A 25,849-nucleotide genomic window follows, 5' to 3' on the forward strand; every position below is an offset into this window, starting at 1 on the left:
TATAGATTAAGCTAATGTATCGTCGTTTCTTGAAATAACTTCATCATCAGATTGATTAGGTTTTAAAACAACATCTTTTTCTTTTTCTTTGAATTTTTTAAATTGACCTTCAAAAGGATATTTTTTTCTAACGGCTTCAACAAGATCAAACATTGGTTTATCACCTAATGATTTTCAGTTGTATTTGAATTTATTAGATTTAGTAGGTGTTCTAAATTGTTCTGCTAATTCAGCTTTATTTAAATCAATCAAACAGCTATATACTTTTTTACCTTGATAAGATCCAAAGTACATTTCTTTATTTCTATTTCTTGAAACAAGCATTCCAAGAGTTAAGAAGAAGGCTATGAATGCCAATAAGATACCGAACTGTTCTAAGATGAATGTGGCATTGCCACCACCTGAATAAATGATCGATGTCATACCATGTAGTCCATATCTAAATTCTGTAATGTAACTTACTACATTGAAGAATCCAAATTGCATGAATGATGGGAATGTTCCTCAACCACTTGCTAAGTTTAAAACCATATAAACTACAATAATAAACTTACCAATTGTCTCATCTTTTAATGAGAACCATACTGCTTGTATGGTCACTACAAAGGCGGTCTCTAATATCATCAACCATAGTCATAGTTCAAATATTGCAAGTGCTCCAATTATGTGTCATCCTGCTGCAGTTACCGCAAGTACAAGTAGTGTAACTTGTAACATTCCAGTTACTCACATCAACATTGTTTTTGATAAATATCATTGTACTGAATTTAATTTATGTACACGTTTAGCTCTATCATAAATAAATGTTTGCATCAGTGTTCCAACAAACATTCCGATTAAGATAAAGAACTCTCCAAGACCAATACCATAAATAGCAATCATGTCACCACCAGAGTTAGTTAATCCTTGAATTTCGACATCAACAATATCACCAGATTTACCACCAAGTCCAAAGATGTTTACAACATCTCTAACTAGTTCTTTTACAATGTTGTTTATGTCGGCTTCAACTATTTCACCAATTGCATTAACTTTAGCAATTGCTTTGTCTACTAGCGATTCTAATGTTGCACCAATTATTGGTATTCCCTGAACTATAGTTTTTAGTTTTTCTAACTCACCAACTAATATTGTTCCACTAGAAATATTTAAATCAATACTATCAATTCCTTTTTCTAAAATCATTGAAGGAATCGCGCTTTTGAATTGATCTAACGTTTTCAGGTAATATCCAAATATAAAGTTATTTTCAAATGTTGTTCACATTTTAACTGGTACTAAATCTATCTTGTTAAAAACATCCCCAGTTAAAGCTAAACCAAATTTAGTTAATAGATTTGCAAGTAGGTTATTTTCTAATTTCATTTGTAAATAGTAATCTGGATTTTTAAAATTACTTTCAGCTTCTTCCCCATCAAATTTAGTTATATTTGAAAATAATATTTCTTCATCTGAAATTGCTTTTGCTGCTTGATATTTATTATCTCCAGTTTTAACTAACATTGTTCTTTCGATTACATCTCAAGTATTTGCTTTGTATATATATTTAACATCGCTTTTTGTAAAGCTTTTATTTTCATATATTTGAAAGTCTTTTGGGATTTCAGTGATGATATCTGCATTTATGATATCTGTTCCATTTTCTGATAGGATTCCAAGTTTGGGCATTAAACCAGTAGAACCAGCTGCAACTTCTTTTCCTTCACCAAACAAATCATCTAATTCCATATTTGTCGCAACATAAACTCGGTGTTCTGTATTTAAGAAAGCGGTAGGTGCTTTTCCAATTCCAGGAATTGGATTTCAAAAGGCTAAGATGCAAACTACAGCATATAATATTGGAACAAATAATATACCAATGAATTTAACAATTCTTTTTTTTGAAGAACCTATTCTAGATCCGAATTCGGCCTTAACTCCAAGTCATCAGTTTTTCATATTATTTCTCCCTTCAATATAAAAAATATTGTAATCCCTTTATGCGCCAAATGACATAGATTTGAAAATATAATTATTTATATAATGTAAATATAAAGTATTTTTAAATCTTTGATAACATTGCTATAATATTTGAGAGTTGGATTGATACTCAAGTTGGTGAAGAGGGCACCCTGCTAAGGTGTTAGGTCGGCAACGGCGCGAGAGTTCGAGTCTCTCTCAATCCGCCATTATAGAATATTATAGAAGTCTTAAAGGACTTCTTTTTTATCGGAGTATAATTATTCTAAATACAAGGAGACTATATGTTTTATAAATTAAAAGAAAGACAAACTGTAAACTATTTCTATAGAAGTTCTGGAGATGAAGAATCAACTTTATCTAATGCAAAACAACCAACCAATGGATCAATAATTAATTTAGATAAAATTATTTATATAGAAGAAGTTAATGATGAAACAGATGACAATATCTGAAACTTATATTTCGATGGACATATTTATATTCCTGTTTCAGAAATTGATTGAATTGAAATAAAAAAATTATTAAAAGTTTAAACAAAAAAACTATTCGCATGAATAGTTTTTTTAAAAGCAATCTGTATGAAACATTATAAATTCATCTTTTAAATAAAATTTAAAATCTTTAGACAATATTATTCCATAACCAATTAGTTGTTCTAGTTTGTTTGAGTCATCTACAAATTGTTCAAGTTGTTTTGTAAAATCTACTTCTATGTTTGCTAGGTCTTTAACTTCTTTGGTGAACACATTTGATAGTTTTAAATATTTTTTTCATTCGCCGTCTATGTCTATTATTTGTTGACATAGATTACATTTGTAAATTATTTCACTATTTGTATCAGGATATGAATTAACATATTCATCATTTATTATTTTGTGTTTGTAGTATTGAGTTATAAGCATTTCTTTTTCACGCAAGATATTTTTAAACTTATAAATATGTCTTTCAATTAATGACGCTAATTCTAATCTTGATCTATAAACACGTTCGTGTAGTTCTTCGATGTCGTCTTTAGTATTTTTTGAAAACTTTTGTTTAGCTTTATTTTTTGCAATGTTTGTTCTAAATGATTCATCTAAAACGTGGATTGATTCTTTAGTGATATCGCTATTGATTGAAAAGATATCAGTTTGAAATTGTCTGTTTAATTCAGATAATTTATCTTCGTTTTTGGCAATTTCAGCTGCTTCTTCTTTTTTCTTTGATCAAATATTAAACTTGATAACAAAGACCCCAGAAACAATTGAAATCAATAGGGTAGCCAAAGCTGAAAATAAAGTTATTCAATCTGACGCTGTTAATGCTGCATATAAAATCATATTGTTGGTCTCCATCTACTAAAATAATACTCTTTTTATTTATTGCTATTAGATAATGTGTACTTATATTTTATTCAATTGCAGAACCGCTATCTCCTAAAAAAACACGGATAGACAAGTTTAAAGATTCCACACGTAACTTAATGTTATTGAATTCAACTTTGTCTTTAACCATTATTCACTTGATGGCACTTACATCAATTACTTCATTGATTGCAAATGCCTTTGAATTATTATCATATGATCAATCGTATTTTGTAACATCACTTAATGTAATTGGGTCTAAACCAATAACAACAATTTTTTTGATATCAGCTTTTGATTCGTCAATTCAATTTCAAAAAGAAGATCTACTTGAATTATCAAACTCCAAACCAATTGATTCACTATGTTCAAAATATGATCAAACAATATATTCAGTGTGTATTTTATCTTTGATGTTGTTTACTGGATTAATTCCATTTTCTAAAATAAAAATAGTATTTTGAACATCAGTGTAAAAAAGAAAACTTTTAACATCATTTTCTTTGGCGTGTCTTAGAATTTTCTTTTCTCCTGAGTTACGGAAAAATGATTTTTTGGTTACTTTATTTTCTTTCATAATAGAATGATTATATCTAATTGAAATCAAAAGACTTGGATTTGGTATAAAGATTATTATTATATTTATTGCAAATAAACTATAATAATATAAATAAATTAGTTTAAGGCGGTTGCTATGGCATCAATAAAAATGGATAAAATAACTTCTCGTGACATAGACTTTGCGAAGTGATATACGGATGTTATTAAAAACTCAAACCTAATAGATTATGGTCCATTAAAAGGAACAGTAATTTACAAACCATATGGTTTTGCCGTTTGAGAAAACATTAAAAGTATATTTGATGCCGAATTTAAAAAGTTGGGTGTTGATAATGTTTATTTCCCATTACTAATTCCTGAATCACTAATGATGAAAGAAAAAAAACACGTTGAAGGATTTGCTCCAGAACTATGAACAGTTACACATTCTGGTGATACAAAATTATCAGAAAGACTTTTTATTAGACCAACAAGTGAAGTTATGATAGCAGATCATTGATCAAATGAAATCAGGTCACATAGAAATTTACCATTGAAGTATAACCAATGAGTAAATGTTATGAGAGCAGAAAAAACAACTAGACCATTTTTACGTGGTTCTGAATTTTTATGACAAGAAGGACATACTGTTCACGCATATGCTGATGAAGCTAAAAAGATGACTAAAGACATTTTAGATGTTTATTCAAAAATTGCCCGTGAAAAATTAATGATCCCAGTTGTTACTGGTGAAAAAACAGAACATGAAAGATTTGCTGGAGCAGACGCCACTTATACAATTGAAGCCATGATGTATGATGGACAAGCATTACAGTCTGGTACATCACATTACTTAGGTCAAAACTTTACAAAAGGTTTTGATATTAAATTCCAAAACAAGTCTCAAAAAGAAGAGTTTGCTTATTCAACAAGTTGAGGTGTATCTACTAGAATTATTGGTGCAATAATAATGTCTCATTCAGATGATTATGGATTAGTGCTACCAAGTTCAATTGCACCAATACAAGTTCAAATAATTAAAATTAAAGATACTGACGAAGTGTTAAAAGCTACAAAAAATATTGTAGATAAATTACAAAAAACATTCAAAGTTAATATTGATGAAACTGACAAATCATTTGGTTACAAAATTTCAGAAGCAGAAATTAAAGGTGTGCCAATAAGAATTGAAATTGGACCTAGGGATTTAGAAAATGGATCTGTAACAATTTCAAGAAGAGATATAAGAGATAAAGTTTCAGTTAAGTTAGATGAAGTTGAAAAATATGTAACTACACAAATGGCTGAGTATGACAAAAATATATTCAATATCGCTAAAAATAATTTAGATAAAAGAATTTACAAAGCAAATACAATCAAAGAATATCAAGATATTATTAATAAAAAATCTGGTTTTGTTTTAGTTCCATTTTGCTGTGAAGTAGAATGTGAACAAGATGTTAAGAAAAAAACATCTACAAACTCAAGATGTATACCTGACGGTGTTGAGCAAGTTGAATCAAAATGTTTTAACTGCAATAAACCAACAGACAAAATGGTTTATTTTGCACGTGCTTATTAGGAGATAAAAATGAAAGAATTACAAATAAAGTCAAATGACGATAATGAATTACATTTATATATTTGAGATGAAGTAAAAGAACCAAAGGGTGTTTTACAACTTGTTCATGGTAGTTGTGAACATGCAGCTAGATATGATGAGTTTGCAACTTACTTAAATAAAAATGGATGAATAGTTGTTGCAAATGATCACCGTGGTCATGGAAAAACCGCAGCTCTCCAACAACAACCTTTAGGTTATTTTGCAAAAGAACGTGGTTGAGCAAAATTGGTTGAAGACCTACACATGGTAAACAACTTTATCTCTAGTCATTATGGTGATTTACCGATTTCAATGTTGGGTCATTCAATGGGGAGTTTTTTAGCAAGAACATATATTATCTTGTACCCTAAAACAATTAAAAATGTTATTCTTTCAGGGACTTCTTGATATTCAAAATTAGAACTTAAAGTAGGTCATAGTGTTGCTAAAAAACACCAAAAGAAATTTGGTGAAAAACACATTGATGACTTTATTTACAAACTGTCTTATAAACCATTAAATAAAAAATATAAAAATTCGAAACATGGATGTGATTGATTAAGTGTTGATCAAGACAATGTAGAAAAATTTGTAGCAGATCCATTGTGTGGATTTGTGTTTACTTCTTCTGCATTTAAAGATTTATTTAGTGGATTAATGTTTAACCAGACAATATCAAAAATTGAATCAACTGATAAAGAGCTTCCAATAATGTTGGTATCTGGTAAAGATGATCCGGTTGGTAAATATGGAAAAATGGTTAAAAAGACATATAACAAATTTAAGAAACATGGATTGAATGTTGATATGAAACTATATACAAATGTAAGACATGAAATTTTATTTGATGTAACAAAAGATAAAGTTATGGAAGAAACATTAATGTTTATGAATAAAGCAATTACAAAACCAAAACTAAAACCAGAATAAAGCTATAAGTTTTAGGTAAAAAAATGCATACGGTAGGTATGCATTTTTTTACCTAACTCAACATAGATGGTGGTTAATGAGTTATAATCATATTGGAAAGCAAAGGAGTTTACATGAAGTTAAACGATAAAACCCTTGTGCACGCATATAAACATAATGGACTACTTTACAGAAGTTGGGCAAAACCAATAGTATTTAAAGAGACAGATGAATACATTATATTGAATAATAACAATATTTTAATCACAGAAAAAAATGGTAAAAAGTGAGTAACTAAAGATCCTGCTCTGTGAATATTGTTTAAAGAAAAGTGATATAACATCATCTGTATGTTTAAAGAAAATGGAATAAACTTCTACTGTAATATAGCTTCTCCATATATTTATGAAGACGGAACAATTAAATATATAGATTACGATTTAGATATTCGAGTATATGAAGATATGTCATTTAGAATATTGGATTTAAAAGAATTTAATGCTCATAGAATCAAATGAGAGTATGGTCCAGAAATCGTAAAAATTGTTTGAGAGACAATTGATGAACTAAAAGAAATGATAAAGAAAAAAGAAGGTTTCTTTAATCAAAAACTAATAGAAGATTTATATGCTGAGTGTGTACAAAAGAAATAAATAAAAGTTCACCAAATTAAGGTGAACTTTCATTTATTAAAATTTATTTAGTTTAGATATAACAAAATTGTTTAAAAATATTTGTTGTACTTTAACATTTCTAATTAGTGTGTTTCTTGTTTCTCTTTCAAATGCATAAAAGTTTATAACAACATCAACAGATTTATTGTTGATAAAAACTTTATTGCTTGCAGTAAACACAATTACTTTTACTTTATTTTTTGACAATACATTTTCAATTAACGAATCATATTCTTTATCATTAAATCGCTCACTAAAGAATATAACTAGGCCACTATCTTTTAACATTTTTATTCTATTTATTGAACCAGAGATGTCATTTGTAGTAAATGATATTTTTTCAGTTAGGTTTAATGAGTTAGAAAAATCAAGAGCAGCTAGGTAGCTGTTTCCGTGTCCCAAACATCAGATTACTTTACTTTTATTAATTAATTTAATTGCAAGATTTAAATCAGAGTTGTTAATCAATTTACTTGTTTCTTCAATTGCATAAAAATCATGATTCTTCATTGTTAGTATTTCTTTATTTTTACTTTCAGAAATCTTCGTGTAAATCTCTTGATTGTTTTTATGATCAAGAGATTTCTGTAAGAAAAATTGGAATTTCCGATAATTTTCAAAACCTGCCTTTTTAACAAACTTTGATATTGTCGAGATAGAAACACTAATTTCTTTTCCCAATGATTCAATAGGCATGCCTGCAATGTTTTCTAACTCTTTATTTAAGGCCCTAATGATGTGTTTGTCAGTAGGTGTCAGGCGCTCTTCTTTAATATTTATTTTCATAATACCTCTATAAATATTATAAGGAAAATTTTTTTATATAAAATTAAAGTTTTGGAAAATAATGTTTTATTTGATGGTTGTATTACTATATTAGTAGGGAGAAATAAGATGAAGAAAGTATTAGTAATAGGTAGTGTAAATATTGATTTAGTGTTTACATCACCAAGACTTCCATTAAAAGGCGAAACTTTAATGGGGTATGAAATGAACAAATTTTTCGGTGGTAAAGGCGCTAACCAAGCATACGCTTTGGGTAGAATGAACGCTGATGTTACTATGATCGGAAAAGTTGGAGATGACGAATTTGGACATGGTTCAATTGAAAACTTAAAATCTGCTGGAGTAAAGACTCAAGGGGTTTTTGTTGGAGATAAACAAAACACTGGAATGGCAAACATTATTGTAGATGACAATGGAGACAATGTTATATTGTTAGTTCCTGGTTCTAATGTTGAATGAAAAAAAGGTAGTTTGACAAGTGAGCATAAAAAAATGATTGATGAATGCGACATTGTTGTAACTCAATTAGAAATGGATATTAGTTTTATTACAGAATTCATTGAATATGCGCATTCAAAAAACAAATTGATTGTCTTAAATCCTGGTCCAGCACAAGTGTTAGACAAAAACTTAATTAAAAAATGTAGCTTAATTGTTCCTAACGAAACAGAACTATACACATTAATGGGTTTAACTTATGGTGAAGATATAAATGACTTAAAAGTTAAAGCGAAAGAATTTGTATTAGAACATGGTGTTGCACTGATAGTTACAATGGGTTCTCATGGATCAATCTATATTGATAAAAATGAAACAATTGAACAATCAGCATACAAAGTAAAAGCAGTAGATACAACGGCTGCCGGTGATACATTTATTGGGTCATACATATCAGAAATTGCAATTGGTAAAGCAATTAAAGAAGCTTTGGATTTTGCATCAAGAGCATCATCGTTAACGGTTTCAAAACCAGGTGCGCAAGTATCAATCGCTACTCGTAGTGATGTAGAAAAATTTAAATAAAAGGAAATAAACTATGAACGAATTTTTATATTTTATTAAGGATTTCTTTGGGGCACCAGCGATATTAATTGCTATATTTGTGCTTCTAGGAAATATCTTAATTAGGCGCTCGTTTAAAGAAACGGTTATTGCAACCATTCTTGGAGCTGCTGGTTTCTTTGCTCTTGGAGCAGGGGCCACATTAATGGGAACAACTCTTAACGCATTTACACAATCATTTGGATTGTTAGTTGGTGCAGAAGGTGTTCTTCCTAACTCAGATGCACTTGCAGGTTCAATACTTTCAAATGCACCACAAGTTGCGACTGTTGCATCATTGATGATGTTCTTCGGAATTGCATTAAATGTAACGTTGGCACGTGCAACACGTTTTAAATACATATTTTTAACAGGACACCACACATTGTTCTTAGCTGTTGCTTTATCATTATTATTTATATGAGCAGGTTTAGACCTATCAGCTGATGCGTGATATATGATCTTAGCTGGTGCAATATTCTTAGCAATATATATGACTGTAACACCAGCATTATCTAAACCATTTATGGAAACAATTACTGGTGAACAAAAAATGTACATCGGTCATGGTAACTCTGTTGGATTATTCTTAGGTGGAGTATCTGGAATGTTGTTTGGAAAACTATCAAAAAACAAATTTAAATCAGCTGAAGAATTAAAATTCCCAGGATGATTAAATATATTCTCAAATGGTACATTTGCTGTATTCTTTACAATGTTAGTACTGTTCTCTGCAATATATATTCCAGTATGAATTGTTGAAGGAAAAGATGCACTAGCAACTGGCGGAATATTTAATTCAGACGCATCAATTCCAGCAAAAATATTAATCGATGCACTTTCATTTACAGCAGGATTTGAAGTGTTAGTAATGGGTATTAAAATGATGGTTGGTCAATTAGCACCAGCACTAGAAGGTATTTCTGCAAGATTTATACCTGGAGCAAAAATGGGAGTTGACGTTTCTGTTGGATTATATTTCCAACCGACATCAGTTCTATTAGGGTTCTTGGCTTCATTTACAGCAGGTCTAATTGGTCTGGGGGTAACCTTTGGGTTGAACTCCGCCAACGCAGAGCTATTCCCTGCGGTAGTTATTCCGGGAATTGTAGTTCACTTCTTCTGTGGAGGAGTGGCAGCTACTTTTGCAAACGTTAAAGGTGGATGACCTGCAGCGTTAATTGGTGGATTTGTAAATGGATTGATCATTTCAATAGTTCCAGTTGTATTCTATGCAATGGCAATTGATTTCAACATGTTAGATGGTGAAGTAATTGCAACTCAAGGTTTCCACTGAGCAGAATCAGATTACTTATTCTTAGCAGCTGCCGCCGCATTCGTGTCAGCAGCTGGTGTAGTTGGTAAATGAATATTCTTAGCAACAGTAATTATTGTTGCAATCGCATTAGTGGTTGATGGAATAATTCATGAAATCAAAGATAGAAAAAATAATCCTGAAAAATATATTGAGCTAAAAAGACAAGCTGAATTATTAAAAGAGGAATCTAAGAAAGCAAAAATAACTCAAGAAGTTAAAGAAGACGTTGTGCCGTCTGAAGTAGAAAACCAATAATATGAAAAGTGTTAAAGGTATTGTTATTAATGAACTAGGAATTCACGCAAGACCAAGTTCATTAATTGCTCAAGAAGCATCAAAGTACAATGTTGAGTTTACGATTTTATTTAAAGGTAGAAATGCCAATCTTAAATCTATATTAAACATGACTTCGTTAGCTATGAAAAAAGACAATGAATTTATATTGGAAGCCAAAGGTGTTGATGAAGTAAATGCACTGAAAAAAATGGTTAGCTTTTTAGAATCAAACAAGTTTATCAAAGTAATTTAGTATTTAAAAATAATGGAGATGTCAGTCTTCATTATTTTTTTACTTTAATCAAAGACATTAAAGTAAGATAACTATATGGAAAAATCACGAATTAGAAACTTTTCAATTATTGCCCATATCGATCATGGTAAGTCTACACTTGCAGATCGAATTTTAGAATTAACAGGTGCAGTTGATAAACGAGAAATGCAACAACAATTGCTTGACACAATGGATATTGAAAGAGAACGTGGAATCACTATTAAACTGAACTCTGTTCAATTAAAATACACATCAAAAAAAGATGGACAAGAATATGTGTTTCACTTAATTGACACACCAGGACATGTTGATTTTACATATGAAGTGTCAAGATCGTTGGCTGCATGTGAAGGTGCACTTTTAGTTGTTGACGCTTCACAAGGTATCGAAGCTCAAACTCTAGCAAATGTTTATTTAGCTTTAGAAAACAATTTAGAAATAATACCAATTATCAATAAAGTTGATTTACCAGCAGCAGACCCTGATCGTGTAAAAAAAGAAATTGAAGACATTATTGGAATTGATTGTAGTGATGCACCAATGATCTCTGCAAAAACTGGATTAAATGTTGAAGACGTTTTAGAAGCAATAGTTTCTAAAGTGCCACCACCTGCGGAAGCAAATGATAGTGATCCATTAAAAGCATTAGTCTTTGATTCGTACTATGACAAATATCGTGGAGTAATGGTCTCAGTTAGGTTATTTTCTGGACGTGTAAAAGTTGGAGACAAAATTCGTTTTGTCCAATCTGAAGCTGAATATGATGTTGTTGAACTCGGAGTTAAAACACCATATGAAATTAAAAAAGATTCTTTAGAAGCAGGAGAAGTAGGGTGAATTGCTGCATCAATCAAGACCGTGAGAGATGTTCATGTTGGTGATACTGTAACTTTAGTTGATAACCCAACTTTAGAGCCACTACAAGGATATAAGAAGCTAAATCCAATGGTATATTGTGGAGTTTATCCAATTGATACAGCGAGATATAAAGATCTAAAAGAAGCGCTTGAAAAAATTTCATTGTCAGATGCAGCTATTGTATATGAACCAGAAACTTCACAATCACTTGGTTCTGGTTTTAGATGTGGTTTCTTAGGAATGTTACATATGGATGTAATCCAAGAAAGATTAGAAAGAGAATACAACTTAGACCTAATCGCAACAGCGCCTTCAGTTATTTATAAAATCACAAAAACAAATGGGGTTGTTTTAGAATTAGATAACCCAGCACAATTACCTGATCCTTCAACAATTAAAACAATTGAAGAACCATATGTAAAAGCTACAATAATGACTCCAGAAGCGTCGGTTGGTGACTTGATGCAATTGTGTCAAGAAAAACGTGGGATCTACATTGATATGGAAGTAATTGATGACACTCGTAGAACACTTATTTATGAAATGCCATTAAATGAAATTGTTTTTGATTTCTTTAACAAACTAAAATCAATTTCAAAAGGTTATGCATCATTTGATTATGACTTCATTGGGAATAGGGTTTCTAAGTTAGTTAAAATGGATATCTTATTGAACGGAGATTTAGTAGATGCGCTATCAACCATTGTTCATCGTGACTTTGCACAAGGTCGTGGAAGTATATTAGTTAAAAAATTAAAAGAAATATTACCAAGACAAAACTTTGAAATACCCATTCAAGCAGCCATCGGTTCAAAAATTATTGCTCGCGAAACTATAAAAGCAATGAGAAAAGATGTAACAGGTTATCTATATGGTGGTGATGTTACACGTAAGAAAAAACTTTTAGAGAAACAAAAAAAGGGTAAAAAAAGAATGAAGCAAATTGGTTCCGTCGAGGTCCCACAAGAAGCGTTCATTGCAGTACTAAGAGTTGACGATTAGTGGTATAATATAGACACGATTATGAAAGGTCTAAACAAATGAGTAAAATTAACTTTGAAGAAGTATCATTCCAAATAATAGCATTTTCTGGAGATGCAAAAGGTTCTGCAATGCAAGCAATATTCCACGCTAAAGAGGGAAAATTTAAAGAAGCAGAAGCTGCACTAGCAGAAGCTGATTCACATATGAATCAAGCAAGTCACGCACACATGGATATTGTATCAGCTGAAGCTGGTGGAGAAAAATTCCAAATCCCAGTACTGTTCATGCATGCTGAAGATCAATTATTAAGCACACAAACAATAATGCTATTGGCAAAAGAGTTTGTAGATGTTTACAAAAAAATAACAAAATAATCACCCAAAAGTGATTTTTTTTATTGAAAAATTATATGTTAAAATTTTAAAAACAAACGAGGACATTATGGCAAAAGATACATACAAGTCTACAATTACTAATCTAGAAGAAATTAATAAATTAGATTTAGAATTTGATAATTTAAAAGAACAATTTGATAAAAGAATTTATGGATCAGTTACTGAAGAGCGAGCTCGTGCAAATAAATTAATAGTCAATAAAAAATTAAAAAGACCAATTCAAGAAGTGTTTCAATTGTTTTTAAGCGAAGCTGCAAGCAGTATGCACGCAAGTCTAAAAGCAGAAGACCTAACAAATGGTGGATATTATCGTACAAGTGGTAAATCAAATAAACTTATTTCTAAAGTCTCTACATTAATTCCAAATAAAGAAATTGCAATCATTTGATATGCAAATGATCAACAATTTATTAGGTCACTTAAATTTAGTACAAACAACTCAAACACTGTAACTCACATCAAGTTTTTTAACTTAACAACAGGTATGGCGTCAGTTGCCGGTTATCTAGAAAGACACATTAAAAATGTTTATGCAAAAAGACAAAAGATTTCATTTCAAGTTCAAATGATGAAAATAGAAATGGAACTAGGGATAATCCCGCAAGAAAAACATGAAGCAACTAATAAGAAAATTGAACGATTCTTGAAGTTTGCAGAAGAGTTATATTAAAGTACAAACCCCAGAATTGTAAATATAATCCCACAAATACCTGAGATCATTCCCAAAGTAATTAGGATTATATTTTTATATGGAATACGATATCTTCATTTATTTTCGATAAGCATTGAAACAAGAATAAAAAGTAAAAATATACAAATAGGGATAAATGAGAAATAAATAATTGGGTGCATGTTTAAATCCTCTTAATTAATATCATTATATATTGTAATGGGGCGATATTTTTAGTAAAGTCTACTTATAAGACGGTAATATCTTTCTTATGCTAATTCACAAAAGGAAATTGTACAAATGAAAAAATTAAGAATTCTATTAGTGTGTTCTGCAGGGATGTCAACAAGTATGTTGGTTAAAAAAATGCAAGACCACTGCCGTAAAAACGGGTTAGATTATGAAATAGAAGCAATGAGCACTGCAATGGGGAAACCGCAACTTGATCAATGAGATATTTGCTTAATTGGTCCTCAAGTTTCATATGTTTTAAATGAATTCAGAAGCGTGACTAAAATACCAGTTGAAGTAATACCTTCACAAATTTATGCACTTGGTAAAGGTGATAAAGCTGTTGAACTTGCACACAAAATTTTAGGAATGTAATAACAAAATTTAACAACAAAAAAATAGAGAGGAAAATACATGTCTGATAAATTAAACACAGATAATTTAAGACAAGACAATCCAGAATCTTTTGGACAAAAATCTAAGAGAATCATGAATGATAAAATTATTCCATTCATGGGTAAACTAGGAAATCAAAGACACATGGGTGCTATCCGTGATGCGTTCGGTACAATGATTCCATTAATTATTGCGGGATCATTATCAGTACTTATTAATGCAATTGTTTTTGGTGGAGCTGGATCTGGATATGTTTCGTTATTGGGGATGTTAGCTTGAGCTGCAAACCCAGATGCATTTCCTGCAGATATTACAAATATCTTAGCTGGTGACGCAGCAACTTTAGCTAAGTTTGATGCAGGAATAGGTTGAAGTCAAACTTCAACAATTATGGGACTAGCAATTGGTCACATAAATACAATCACAGTTGGAATGATGTCATTATATGCAGCATTCTTATTGGGATACTTTATAGCAATTAGTAGAAACCATAATAACCCAATCATTACAGGTTTAACTTCAATGGCTGGATTTGGTTTATCTACTATGGGAGAAGTGGCATTCTTTATGGATGCAAAAGGACTTATCTCTGCAATTATCTTTGGACTGTTATGTGCAGAGATATTTATTAAATTGACACAGGTAAGAGCTCTTAACGTTAAACTTCCAGATGGTGTACCACCAGCTGTAGGAAAATCATTTGCAGTATTCTTGCCCGTAGCAATTACATTATTAATTGTCGCAGGAATAAATGTATTGGTGTTTGCGCCAGCCATTGTAACTGGTGACTTATACGTACAAGGTGGAGCATCTTGAACCTTATCATTAGATAAAGGTGGAGATTTATATCTTTCAAATATTTTAGACGGAATCAACACCAATGCAAAAGATGGAGATATTCCAGCTGGAATTTGATTTGGTAATGAATTAATTACACAATTAAAAGATATAAAAACTTTTGATGGTTTAATTCAATTCTTAGATGGGAAATCAAACTCAGAATTATCAACTATTGGTTCAGCTATTATGACATCAAGTTATTCATTAGATGGTGTTGTTTCAGGGCTCGGACAAGCATTGGGTACAGGAAAAGGTCAAATCGTTGGATTTGATGATTTCACAAAATTAACTGCAATTCTTGATGATGAAAGTGGAGCATTTATTCTATCTATTAACTACCAAGTTGTAAACTTAGGATCAGGTTCATTTGGTATGGCAGCTGCTATATTCTCATTTATCTCATCTTGATTCTTAGGATTGGTAACTGGAGACTCAGGTATCTGAGTTGCCATCTTATTCGTAATGGTTGTTTCATTCTTCTGATTCTTTGGAATACATGGAACAAACGTTATTGCTGGGGTATTCGATCCAATCTTCTTGATGGTATTTGGAATTAACTCAGCATTAGTAACAAGTTTAAACAGTTATGACCTTGCGTTCCAAACTGGAGAAATGGGAATTTTTGCTAGAGCATTCTTCGATGGATTTGCATTCATTGGTGGAGCTGGAGCAACACTACCATTATTAGTAATGACTCTAATGTTTTCAAAAAGACAAGAGTTAAAAGAGTTAGCTAAATATTCAACTCCTCCTGGAGTGTTTAATATAAGTGAACCGGTAATCTTTGGTTACCCACTGATATTAAATCCTGTCTATATAGTTCCATTCATGTTTGCACCGGTGGTCAATGTTATTATTGCCTATCTGTTTATGACATGAGGAGTTGTTAAATTACCATATCTAACAGCACCGTGAACAGCACCATTCTTCTTATCATCTGTATTAATTACACTTGATATAAAAGCGTTGATTCCAATATTTATAATATTTGCAATTGATATAATGATGTACTTACCGTTCATATTATTAGATAACTTACTATACTTCAAAAAATTAAGAACTAATAACCCAGAACTATACAAACAAGAAATGCTTTATTATGTTGATCCAAATCATAAATTTGAAATTGATACACAATATAAATATGAAGCGTTAATTACAAAAGGTGAAACAGTTGTAGATAATGTTGAAGTTAATGCAGAATTCTGAGCTAAGCGTATGAAACCAGAGGTTTTAGAAAAACGTAAAGAAGAAGAGATGACAAAAGCTTTAGCAAAACAAACAGTGTATGCACAAAAAGCAGAAGACCTACGTACAAAACGTGATGCGAAAGCTGCTGCAAAACATGATGCTTGAGCAATTAAAGCAGAAAAAAATAAATCAAAAAATAAAATGTTTGCTGCTGACTTCGGTCAAAGCGCACAAAACAGTGAAGCACCTAGTGCACCAGAAACTGAATAATAAATAATGGACCATTGGTCCATTTTTGTTTTCATTAACGTAAATAGTTTATACAAATAATTATCGTTAATTTTTTAAAACAATAATAAATTATCATATGCAAATTATTGGTATATAATATTTATATGGAGTAACATGTACTAATTTTTGAAAACTATGAAAAATCTGTTATTAGAAATTAAAATTAACTTTAATTATGAAATAAAAGGCTCAAACAAAAACTGAGAAGTTTTTTCATTGATAAGTTTACCTGAATTTAATAACGAACTTGATGGCTCATAGTCCACATCTTGGTGGGTGGGTAGGAAGTGCAGAAAAAGGAAAAATAAATGAAAAAATTACTAAGTCTATTGGGGATTACTGGGTTAATTGTAACCGGAATTTCTACACCTATTATTTTAGGAAATGAATCAAATATCAATAAAACAACATCAAACTATAATATTGAAAATGGAATTGATTTAAAAGATTATGCATTCTCAAGTTTAGAAATTGACTCAAGATACGGCGTTGTATCACCAGAGTCATTAGTGAATAGCGAAATACCTAGAAGTGTAATCGAATTTTTTAAAGAACAACAACTTGAAATTAAAGGCCAATACTTTGAAGTTACAAACTTAAGACTTGTTGATGGAAATAAAGTACCTAAATACCATGATGTAAATGGTGCGCGTGGTGCTGGTCAAGTTAGATTAACTTTTGATTTATCTTCAACAGAAGAAGGTAATGAAAATGGTGTCTTTGGATCAACGACATTCTTTTACACAATAAACTATAAATACGGAGATCTAGAACAATATGATGGTAGAGCAATTGCACCAGTTGGTGGATCATTCGGTGGTGACAATTATATAGTAGGGGTATCTTTTATGAGAGAATTGATTGGTCATGCCATGTTTGATGAAGATAATGCCGAAACTGCACTTTGATTTGCTATGCGTGAGATCCAAGTTACAAGTGTTTATCTTGTAGACACAGGTGAAATATTATCACAAGAAGTGTTTGACAACATGAATGCAAATGAAAAATATGCTGTAAAAATTCTTGTAGAACCAACCGAACAAGGTACAGAACACGGAATTATTAATTCTGCAATATTTAGTTCTTTCTTTACAAGAAGAGTAGCTGAATAATACAATTTGATAAATATCTCAAATTATTAATTTAGTAATGTAAAAACGTCTGCACCAGCAGGCGTTTTTTTAACTGACCAAACAATGCATTATCTAGTCAATTATGATTTGGGTATTAACTTGTCAGATAAAATAGTAAAATATAAACATAAGGAATTTATTGTATGGAAAAGAAAAAAATTGGAATAAGCATATATCCAGAAAAAGCAAAGTTAGAAGAAACAAAAAAATATTTAGAATTAGCTAAAAAATATAATTACGAAATTGTATTTGTTAGTTTCATTCACTTAATGAAAAACTCAAAAGAAGATTTAGATAAAGTTATTGATGCAATTAAATATGCAAAATCATTAGGATACTATGTATTGGCTGATGTACATTTACCATCACTTGAAATGTTGGATGTTCCAATGAATGACTTTAGAAAATTAAAAGAAATGGGAATTGATAGTGTTCGTTTCGATTCACCTGCATTAGCAAGTGATTTAGCTGCGCTTACACATAATGACTATGACCTAGATATTCAATTAAACATGTCTGGTAACGATTCGTTAGTGGATAATGTTTTAGATTACAAACCGGTACTTACAAGACTACAAGGTGGACATAATTTTTATCCACAAAAAAATACTGCAATCAACTGAGAATTCTTTGTAGAATCAACAAAAAGATATACAGACAAAAACTTATCAACACTTGCATTCATTGGTTCACACAATGGTAACCAAGGTCCAGCAGCTGTTCAAAAAGAATTGGTTACTTTAGAATTTTGTAGAGATCTTCCAGTTGACAGTCAAGCAAAAGTTTTGTTCTACAGTAATACAATAAACAATGTATTATTTGGGAATGCATTTGCAACTGAAGAAGAATTAAAAAAAGTGTCTGAAGTTGATAGAGAAGAAATAACTTTTGGTCTTGTATGAGATAAGTCAATTACAAAACCAGAACAAGAAATTGCAAATTATAAAGAACACTTTAGACGTGGAGATATTACTGAATTCTTTATTCGTTCAACTATGTCACGTGTAATATGGTCTAGTGCCGATATCAAACCTCGTGATAGTAAAAAAACTTACAACAAAGGTGATGTTGTTATTGTTAACAACAACGGTGCCAGTTATAAAGGTGAATTACACATCATTTTAGTTGATGGTTATGCTGATACAAATAACCAATACAACACTATTGGAAAAATACAACCAGGTGAATTATTCTTAATGAACTTCGTTGGTGCATGATCAAGATTTAGATTTAATTAAAAAATGGATTTTTAAAATCCATTTTTTTATATTGAAAGAACAACTGATAGAGTAAAGAATAAAACCATCAATAGAAATGATCCTAAGAAAGTATAGGCAATGATTCTTTTTTTGTAATATATCGGTCTACTTCTTTGTCTGTCTAAAAAACGAACAACCATTCAAACAAGAAATGGTACACAGAAAAATATTGCTCCTAAAATTATAAATGCTTGAATCATATGAACCTCATTAAATTAATTATATCAACGTAGGTATTAATATTAAAAAAATATTAAATGCTATAATAATGGTGTACGAATGGAGGTATATTATGAAATTATTATTAACTACATTATTTTTAACAACGTCATCAATTCAGCCATCAATAAGCACGGCTGAAATTTTACAATCCAATTCAGAATTAGATTCAATTGAATTTGCAAACATTAACTTTGAATCCAAAAATTTAGGTGGAGTTTCTGTGAGTTCTGGAGGAAGTGCTGGAGAGCATTCGGATTCAAAAACATTTAAATTGGGCTCAACACAAGACTACGCTTTAGAAATTATGGAGCCACTATTCACTTATGATTATATTGTTGCAAATGCAAAATATGTTACTGCAAATGGTACTTTTAGATATGAAACAAATAAAAACCCACTAACTAAGCCAAGTATGGAACTTAATGCAAAAGACGAAAATCATGATAAAAAAATAGTTTTTAATGGTTATTATCAACATAGAGCAGATAATGGATGAGGTCACCAACAAGCATCTATAAACACTGAATTAACACTAACTAAACGTGATGATGGTTTTGCTGATATTGTGTTAGTTTCGGAGGTAAGGGCTGCATCGCAAGGATCGGTTACAACAGTAACATCAGCTACAACTCCTATCTCAATTTCATTTAAACAAGAAAAATAAATGAACAAAAATATAATTGAGATCTCAAATATTACAAAGAATTATGGTAATTATGATATTAATTTATTAATTGAGAAAAACAAAATTATTGGTATCATAGGTGCAAATGGGGCGGGCAAATCCACACTAATTAAGCAAATTATGGGATTTATAACTCCGGATGTTGGAAGCATTAAAATAGATGGGTTAGACAGCAAGAAAGACCACAGTGAAGTGATGCAAAATGTTGGATATATTTCTGGAGATGACAAGTTGTTTAGCGGCAAAACTGCAAAAAGTTATTTCAGATTTATCAGAACATTTAAGAATAATATTGAAAATGAATATTTAAGCTACTTAATAAATTACTTCAGTTTAGATGTGAATAAAAAGATATCAAAAATGTCAAAAGGTAATAAGCAAAAAGTTTCAATAATTGCTGCTTTAATGACTAAACCAAAAATATTGATACTCGATGAGCCTACAAATGGTTTGGATCCTTTGATTCAAAATAAATTTAACAAAATTATAATTGAACTCAAAAATGAAGGCTCATCTATTATCATGTGTTCACACAACATATCGGATGTGAAAGATTTTTGTGAAAAATTAATTGTAATAAAAGAAGGCAAAATTTTCTATTATGAAGATATGGAATATGTCAAAAATAAATATCAAAACCTAAATGACTTAATTGAAAATATTTATGAAAATAGAGAGAATTATTAATATGAAAATTTTTAAATTATTTAAAGAAAATTTTAAAAATACATTTGTTATTACGTTGACGACAATTGTAATTTTGCTAATTGGTGTAATTTTGGCAATGGCGCTAACTAGATATTTTTATGATTTTAAATGATCAAATGAAAATGGCAGCGGATCCGTATCGGGTGCAATATATATTATGACTGATACCTCTAAACTATATGGCATTACTGGAATAATAGGGCTAACTATATACGTATTTGTGATGTTGTTTGTTACGTTACATGTCGAAATAAACAGGGGATTAATCGTAAACTATTTAACACTTCCAATAACAAGAAGCGAAATTTATATTTCTAAAATAATTAATCTGTTTGTTTCATTATTTTTAGTTGTTTTTCCAATGATGATTATTCAATTTTTAATCACGATTTCATATAAAGATTTTGATGCAAATATGTTTTTTGTGTTATTTAAATTAGATCTAGGCATGTATTTATATGGGCTGTTTATTGCCTCGATTGGTGTATTGATTTTTTCACTTATCAGAATGATTTCCATTGCCTCAATTGTATTTATTTCAATAAATTTAATTTTTGCATTATTTGGATTTTTGTCAGAAGTATCCAGTATATCTGCTAGCTTCCTGCGCTATTTGACACCATCTTCTTTGTGGGACTATAAAACGATATTAATTAACAATGACTATTCATATTTATGAAAATATTTGGTATTAATAATTTTAACTATTCCATCACTTATTGGTGGATGATCGTTATTCGAAAAAATGGATATGAACATTTAAAAAATGCAGAATAAAACTCTGTGAATATAATTCTCTAAGTATACAAAATGATAAAAAAACATATCATTAAATGTATACAAGGAGAATTTTTTTATGGCCAATATTAAAGGTAATAAATCAAACATGCTATCAACTTTAGAAAAAGAAAAAATTGTGTTGAGACACTTTGAAAATCAATCAACTTTTAGAGAATTATATTCACAGAGTTTTATTCTACAGCAATACAATAAACAATGTATTATTTGGAAATGCATTTGCAACTGAAGAAGAATTAAAAAAAGTATCTGAAGTTGATAGAGAAGAAATAACTTTTGGTCTTGTATGAGATAAGTCAATTACAAAGCCAGAACAAGAAATTGCAAATTATAAAGAACACTTTAGACGTGGAGATATTACTGAATTCTTTATTCGTTCAACTATGTCACGTGTAATATGGTCTAGTGCCGATATCAAACCTCGTGATAGTAAGAAAACTTACAACAAAGGTGATGTTGTTATTGTTAACAACAATGGAGCCAGTTACAAAGGTGAACTACACATCATTTTAGTTGATGGTTATGCTGATACAAAGAAACAATACAACACTATTGGAAAAATACAACCAGGTGAATTGTTCTTAATGAACTTCGTTGGTGCATGATCAAGATTTAGATTTAATTAAAAATGGATTTTTAAAATCCATTTTTTTATATTGAAAGAACAATAGATAGGGTAAAGAATAGAATCATTAATAAAAATGAACCTAAGAAAGTATAGGCAATGATTCTTTTTTTTGTAATATATTGGTCTACTTCTTTGTCTGTCTAAAAAACGAACAACTATTCAAACAAGAAATGGTACACAGAAAAATATTGCTCCTAAAATTATAAATGCTTGAATCATATGAGCCTCATTAAATTAATTATATCAATATGGAATGCGAAAAATATATCGTTTAAAATAAAGCACACATAATGCAAATGAATATATAATAAGAACTATTAAATAGTTATTCATATATATACTTGTTGGAGATTAATGGAATCAGTAGTTGCGCTTTTATACAACCTAAAATATACTCAAAAAAAAGATACAAATAATCATATTGCGATAATTTTTTTGGATCAACTTAAAATTGGTAATTTTCTTACACAAAAAGAATTGGCCTCTTTATGTAACGTGAGTGAACCGGTTATAACAATCTTTTGTCAAAAACTTGGGTTTTCTGGATATAGACAATTTAAAGAAAGATCTACAATAGAATATGGTAAATATAAATCTGAGGTTGATAGCATTAGCGGAATGTCTATCGGCAAGGAGTTTAACAAATGAACGTATCATTACAGTGAACTTGAAAAAACATTTTATGAGAATAAAGAGTACTTTGAGAAATTGTGCAAACAGATAACGATAACAAAACAATTAATACTTGTTCCAAGTAGACAAATGGAAAAGTCGACATCATTTATTTGTGAGTATCTAAAAGCAAAGGGTGTTAACTGTCAAATTTTCAATGAGCAGCAAAACTTTATGAATACAATTGGAAACGTAACTAAAATAAATGAATTAAGTTGATTTAGTATGAGACCAGTAATGTTCATTTTTTCTGGATCAGGAAATAGTTCTTTGTATGATTTCTTGTTTATGGCAAATAAAGAAATAGGCCAAGATAGACTTTTCGCAATTACAACCGAGGGTCAAGAACATAAAATAAATTATGTTGAAAATAAATTTATCTTTTCACATGGGGAAATATATGATGGTTATTTTTTCAGAAATATGTTGCTTGAAGTATTAATGATTTCTATATTTGATAACTACTTAACATTTTTTTAAGTAGTTATTTTTTTGTCCAAAAGACAACACCTTTCGACTATAGTTGAGATACTAAGTTAAAGGAGATAGTAAAATGTTAAATGTTATTAAGATATATGCACCAGCTGATGGTGAAATTAAAAATATAACTGAATGTAGTGATGAGATGTTTTCACAAAAAATGTTAGGTGACGGAATTGTCTTCAAACCAAGTAGAGAAAATTTCAAGTCACCATTTGAAAGTGCAAACATTGATTTGATTTTTGATACAAAACATGCAATATATTTTGGTGTGAATGATCAAAAAGCATTAATGCACATTGGTATTGATACGGTTAAATTAAATGGTGAGCCTTTTGATTTGAAAGTAAAAGTAAACCAAAAGGTTAATTTAGATTCTGAAATAGTTTTTGTTAATCTGAAAAATATAAAGGATAGTAATTTATCAACTGAAACACCAATTGTATTTGAGATACCTCAAGGGTATTCTTCTAAAGTGAAAATTTTAAAATCAAACGCAAAACAAGGGGAATTAGTTGCCGAAATTTCAATAGAACTACAAGAAAAGGTTAGTGTTGAAAAATTAGATGATGACGTATTAAAAATAGATTCATTCAAAGGTAAGTATCATTTAGTTGCTGAGGAAATATTTGCAAATCTAGGTGGACAACAAAATTACAGTAATGTATTTAATTGTATGACAAGATTCAGAGCAAACATCAAAGATCAAACAAAAGTAAATGTCGAAGAATTAAAGAAGATTGGAATCGTAAAAGGAGTTCAATATTCAGGTGAACAATTACAAATAATAATTGGTGGTGAAGTTAGCAAGGTGATGGATGAATTCAAGAAAAGAGAAAATCATTGAGCAAACAAAAATGTAGAAACAAAAAAAGAAAGAATTCCATTCAAGAAAAGAATTCTACCAACAATCACTGGTGTTGTTGGACCAGCGCTTGGTTTATTACTTGCAGGTGGTATGTTCAGTGCAATATATACAATATTGCAACAAACAGGTGCTGTAACTCCAATTGGTGGAATTGAACAAATATATAAAGCAGATATGATCTCTGGTATATTTTTCTTACTAAGTAAAATATTTATAAATTCAATTGGTATATTCTTTATGTATAACTTGGTAAAGATGTTTAAGGGTAATACATTATTTGCCATAGCTGTCGGTTTAATTTTCTTATCAAGAGCGTTCTTCCCGACTGGCGCCAAAGATATAACAGCCGATATCGGTTCAGCAAATTTTGGAGAATTTGTTAGTTTCGGTGCCGGAATGAAACAAGGTTGATTCTTGTTTGCAATCGGAGATACACCAATACTTATTGGTGGAATGGAAGGAACAGTTCTTCCATATATCGCGGCTGGAATTGTTATATTATTTGCAGATAAGTGAATTAAAACTTGAATGCCTTCATCTGTGGATATTATATTTAGAGCGATGTTAGTTATTTTAATAACAATATTCTCAGTTTGATTTATATTCGGACCATTACTTGGTCTATTTGAATCAGGACTTGCATGAATAGTGTTGAAGCTTGGTCAAATACCATTCGGAATTGGAACAGCAATATTTGCAGTTTCATGACCATTACTTGTATTAACAGGAATGCACGTTTCTGTAGCTGTTCCAATATATTTACCAATATTAATGGGTAATTGAGAAGACGCTAAATTATTTGCCGGAATGTCAATTGGTAACTATGCACAAGTTGGTGCAGTAATTGCGGTGGCTATTGTAACAAGAAATCATAATTTAAAAAAATCAGCATACGCTTCAATTGTTGGTGGATTATTTGGAGTAACAGAACCTATAATTTATGGAATTAACTTACCAAGATTTAGACCATTTGTATTTGGTCTTGCGGGTGCGTTTGTTGGTGGACTGGTTGCTGGTAACTTAAATCTACATCCAACATCTATGCCTGGTGGTGGTCCATTTGGTATGGTTGCATATGGAGATAAATGATGAATCATGCTGATCTCTTGATTATCTGCTGTGATAGCTGCATTTGGGTTAACATTATTTTTCTTTAAAGAAAGAAAAAATGAATATAAACTTTCAAAACAAGCTGTTAAAAAAACTGTTACTTTGTCAATCAAAAACTCAACTAGTGATGATAAAAAAATAATAGAATCAGAAATTGAAAAAGAATTCAACGAACTTTTAAAGAATGTTAATTCACTAAAAGATGATTACAAAAAGTATGAAAAATATTTACAAACAATTACAAAGCTAGATTATAAAAATAAAATGATTGAAGAAAAAGAAAATTCAAATAAATTCAAAATGTATGAGAGTTTGATTTCAATTAAAGAAAAGTTATTAAAACTAGAAAAAGGTTCTGAGAAATACAATAAGTTATTGGAAAAATTCACAACTAAAAAAGTAAAGTATCAAGAATACAATTTAAATACAAAAAAAGACTTAATAAGTGAATTAATTAAAAATACAAACACTGAAATCGAGGAGTTCAAAAACCACTTTACAGATGTTAAAAAAAGTAATTTAGATAATTTTGAAAAAACATTTGAAATGGTTTCTGCAAAATACAACTTGAGCGAATATGGTGAGGTTGTAAAAAATACATTCTATAATGGGGTTTATTCTATTGAAATCGGATATGGATTTTTAGACTCACTAAATTCAACTCTACCAAAACAAAAAACTACAAAAAATAAATAGGAGAATAA

26 protein-coding genes and 1 tRNA gene are annotated in these 25,849 nt (G+C 30.1%); 22 read left to right on the forward strand and 5 right to left on the reverse strand.

Translation table 4 applies throughout. The features are described 5' to 3' along the window. Window positions 1-6: 6 nt before the first annotated feature. Window positions 7-1,938: a hypothetical protein gene (locus AACL07_RS00860; protein WP_338983803.1), complete on the reverse strand. Its 1,932-nt coding sequence runs from the start codon at window positions 1,936-1,938 to the stop codon at window positions 7-9. Window positions 1,939-2,079: 141 nt separating this feature from the next. Between AACL07_RS00860 and AACL07_RS00865 the strand changes: the two genes are divergently transcribed. Then, window positions 2,080-2,168 (forward strand) — tRNA-Ser (locus AACL07_RS00865). Between the two features lie 75 nt (window positions 2,169-2,243). After that, complete coding sequence (locus AACL07_RS00870) at window positions 2,244-2,495, forward strand: hypothetical protein (RefSeq protein ID WP_338983805.1); 252 nt, start codon at window positions 2,244-2,246, stop codon at window positions 2,493-2,495. 30 nt (window positions 2,496-2,525) lie between these two features. Here the strand turns inward: AACL07_RS00870 and AACL07_RS00875 are convergent, their stop codons facing one another. Continuing rightward, on the reverse strand, window positions 2,526-3,281 hold the full coding sequence (locus tag AACL07_RS00875) for a hypothetical protein (RefSeq protein ID WP_338983807.1): 756 nt from the start codon (window positions 3,279-3,281) through the stop codon (window positions 2,526-2,528). Window positions 3,282-3,351: 70 nt separating this feature from the next. Continuing rightward, complete coding sequence (locus tag AACL07_RS00880; RefSeq protein WP_338983808.1) at window positions 3,352-3,882, reverse strand: hypothetical protein; 531 nt, start codon at window positions 3,880-3,882, stop codon at window positions 3,352-3,354. A 117-nt stretch (window positions 3,883-3,999) separates the two neighbouring features. On the opposite strand from AACL07_RS00880, the gene proS reads away from it, so the two are divergent. From proS to AACL07_RS00895, 3 genes are all read left to right on the forward strand, one after another. Beyond that, window positions 4,000-5,427 (forward strand): proline--tRNA ligase, encoded by a 1,428-nt coding sequence (gene proS, locus AACL07_RS00885; RefSeq protein WP_338983810.1) that lies wholly within the window; start codon window positions 4,000-4,002, stop codon window positions 5,425-5,427. Window positions 5,428-5,436: 9 nt separating this feature from the next. Next, window positions 5,437-6,378: an alpha/beta fold hydrolase gene (locus AACL07_RS00890; protein ID WP_338983812.1), complete on the forward strand. Its 942-nt coding sequence runs from the start codon at window positions 5,437-5,439 to the stop codon at window positions 6,376-6,378. 113 nt (window positions 6,379-6,491) lie between these two features. Beyond that, a complete protein-coding gene (locus AACL07_RS00895) occupies window positions 6,492-7,010 on the forward strand; it encodes a DUF402 domain-containing protein (protein ID WP_338983813.1) in 519 nt (172 codons plus the stop codon). 36 nt (window positions 7,011-7,046) lie between these two features. On the opposite strand, the gene AACL07_RS00900 is transcribed toward AACL07_RS00895, so the two are convergent. After that, a complete protein-coding gene (locus AACL07_RS00900) occupies window positions 7,047-7,817 on the reverse strand; it encodes a MurR/RpiR family transcriptional regulator (protein ID WP_338983814.1) in 771 nt (256 codons plus the stop codon). Window positions 7,818-7,925: 108 nt separating this feature from the next. On the opposite strand from AACL07_RS00900, the gene rbsK reads away from it, so the two are divergent. The 11 genes from rbsK to AACL07_RS00955 all read left to right on the forward strand — a co-directional run bounded on the left by rbsK (window position 7,926) and on the right by AACL07_RS00955 (window position 18,953). Beyond that, window positions 7,926-8,840, forward strand: coding sequence for a ribokinase (gene rbsK / locus AACL07_RS00905; protein ID WP_338983815.1), 915 nt, complete (start codon window positions 7,926-7,928; stop codon window positions 8,838-8,840). 13 nt (window positions 8,841-8,853) lie between these two features. After that, on the forward strand, window positions 8,854-10,431 hold the full coding sequence (locus tag AACL07_RS00910; protein WP_338983817.1) for a PTS transporter subunit IIC: 1,578 nt from the start codon (window positions 8,854-8,856) through the stop codon (window positions 10,429-10,431). Between the two features lies 1 nt (window position 10,432). Next, window positions 10,433-10,705: an HPr family phosphocarrier protein gene (locus AACL07_RS00915; protein ID WP_338983819.1), complete on the forward strand. Its 273-nt coding sequence runs from the start codon at window positions 10,433-10,435 to the stop codon at window positions 10,703-10,705. A 75-nt stretch (window positions 10,706-10,780) separates the two neighbouring features. Continuing rightward, complete coding sequence (gene lepA, locus AACL07_RS00920) at window positions 10,781-12,586, forward strand: translation elongation factor 4 (protein WP_338983821.1); 1,806 nt, start codon at window positions 10,781-10,783, stop codon at window positions 12,584-12,586. 38 nt (window positions 12,587-12,624) lie between these two features. Continuing rightward, complete coding sequence (locus AACL07_RS00925; RefSeq protein ID WP_338983823.1) at window positions 12,625-12,942, forward strand: PTS lactose/cellobiose transporter subunit IIA; 318 nt, start codon at window positions 12,625-12,627, stop codon at window positions 12,940-12,942. 67 nt (window positions 12,943-13,009) lie between these two features. Next, window positions 13,010-13,633 (forward strand): hypothetical protein, encoded by a 624-nt coding sequence (locus tag AACL07_RS00930; protein WP_338983825.1) that lies wholly within the window; start codon window positions 13,010-13,012, stop codon window positions 13,631-13,633. A 300-nt stretch (window positions 13,634-13,933) separates the two neighbouring features. After that, a complete protein-coding gene (locus tag AACL07_RS00935; RefSeq protein WP_338983827.1) occupies window positions 13,934-14,239 on the forward strand; it encodes a PTS sugar transporter subunit IIB in 306 nt (101 codons plus the stop codon). A gap of 39 nt (window positions 14,240-14,278) precedes the next feature. Beyond that, on the forward strand, window positions 14,279-16,561 hold the full coding sequence (locus AACL07_RS00940) for a PTS sugar transporter subunit IIC (protein WP_338983829.1): 2,283 nt from the start codon (window positions 14,279-14,281) through the stop codon (window positions 16,559-16,561). Between the two features lie 156 nt (window positions 16,562-16,717). After that, complete coding sequence (locus AACL07_RS00945; protein ID WP_338983831.1) at window positions 16,718-16,843, forward strand: hypothetical protein; 126 nt, start codon at window positions 16,718-16,720, stop codon at window positions 16,841-16,843. A 47-nt stretch (window positions 16,844-16,890) separates the two neighbouring features. Then, entirely contained in the window at window positions 16,891-17,694 is an 804-nt protein-coding gene (locus AACL07_RS00950) for a hypothetical protein (RefSeq protein ID WP_338983833.1), read from the forward strand. 164 nt (window positions 17,695-17,858) lie between these two features. After that, complete coding sequence (locus tag AACL07_RS00955) at window positions 17,859-18,953, forward strand: MupG family TIM beta-alpha barrel fold protein (protein ID WP_338983835.1); 1,095 nt, start codon at window positions 17,859-17,861, stop codon at window positions 18,951-18,953. 26 nt (window positions 18,954-18,979) lie between these two features. Here the strand turns inward: AACL07_RS00955 and AACL07_RS00960 are convergent, their stop codons facing one another. Then, window positions 18,980-19,174, reverse strand: coding sequence for a hypothetical protein (locus tag AACL07_RS00960; RefSeq protein WP_338983837.1), 195 nt, complete (start codon window positions 19,172-19,174; stop codon window positions 18,980-18,982). Window positions 19,175-19,266: 92 nt separating this feature from the next. On the opposite strand from AACL07_RS00960, the gene AACL07_RS00965 reads away from it, so the two are divergent. From AACL07_RS00965 to AACL07_RS00990, 6 genes are all read left to right on the forward strand, one after another. Then, complete coding sequence (locus AACL07_RS00965; protein WP_338983838.1) at window positions 19,267-19,860, forward strand: hypothetical protein; 594 nt, start codon at window positions 19,267-19,269, stop codon at window positions 19,858-19,860. Then, entirely contained in the window at window positions 19,861-20,568 is a 708-nt protein-coding gene (locus AACL07_RS00970) for an ABC transporter ATP-binding protein (RefSeq protein ID WP_338983840.1), read from the forward strand. A gap of 1 nt (window position 20,569) precedes the next feature. Beyond that, entirely contained in the window at window positions 20,570-21,352 is a 783-nt protein-coding gene (locus tag AACL07_RS00975; protein WP_338983842.1) for an ABC transporter permease subunit, read from the forward strand. A 166-nt stretch (window positions 21,353-21,518) separates the two neighbouring features. After that, window positions 21,519-22,013, forward strand: a complete 495-nt coding sequence (locus AACL07_RS00980; RefSeq protein ID WP_338983844.1) for a phospho-sugar glycosidase domain-containing protein — start codon at window positions 21,519-21,521, stop codon at window positions 22,011-22,013. A gap of 356 nt (window positions 22,014-22,369) precedes the next feature. Beyond that, window positions 22,370-23,167: a hypothetical protein gene (locus AACL07_RS00985; RefSeq protein ID WP_338983846.1), complete on the forward strand. Its 798-nt coding sequence runs from the start codon at window positions 22,370-22,372 to the stop codon at window positions 23,165-23,167. 73 nt (window positions 23,168-23,240) lie between these two features. Next, the gene (locus AACL07_RS00990; RefSeq protein WP_338983848.1) at window positions 23,241-25,841 is read left to right on the forward strand and encodes a glucose PTS transporter subunit IIA; all 2,601 of its coding nucleotides are present in this window, start codon (window positions 23,241-23,243) and stop codon (window positions 25,839-25,841) included. Window positions 25,842-25,849 lie beyond the last annotated feature (8 nt).

Origin of the sequence: Spiroplasma endosymbiont of Othius punctulatus (assembly GCF_964019505.1) — a bacterium.
GTDB lineage: Bacteria > Bacillota_I > Bacilli_A > Mycoplasmatales > Mycoplasmataceae > TIUS-1.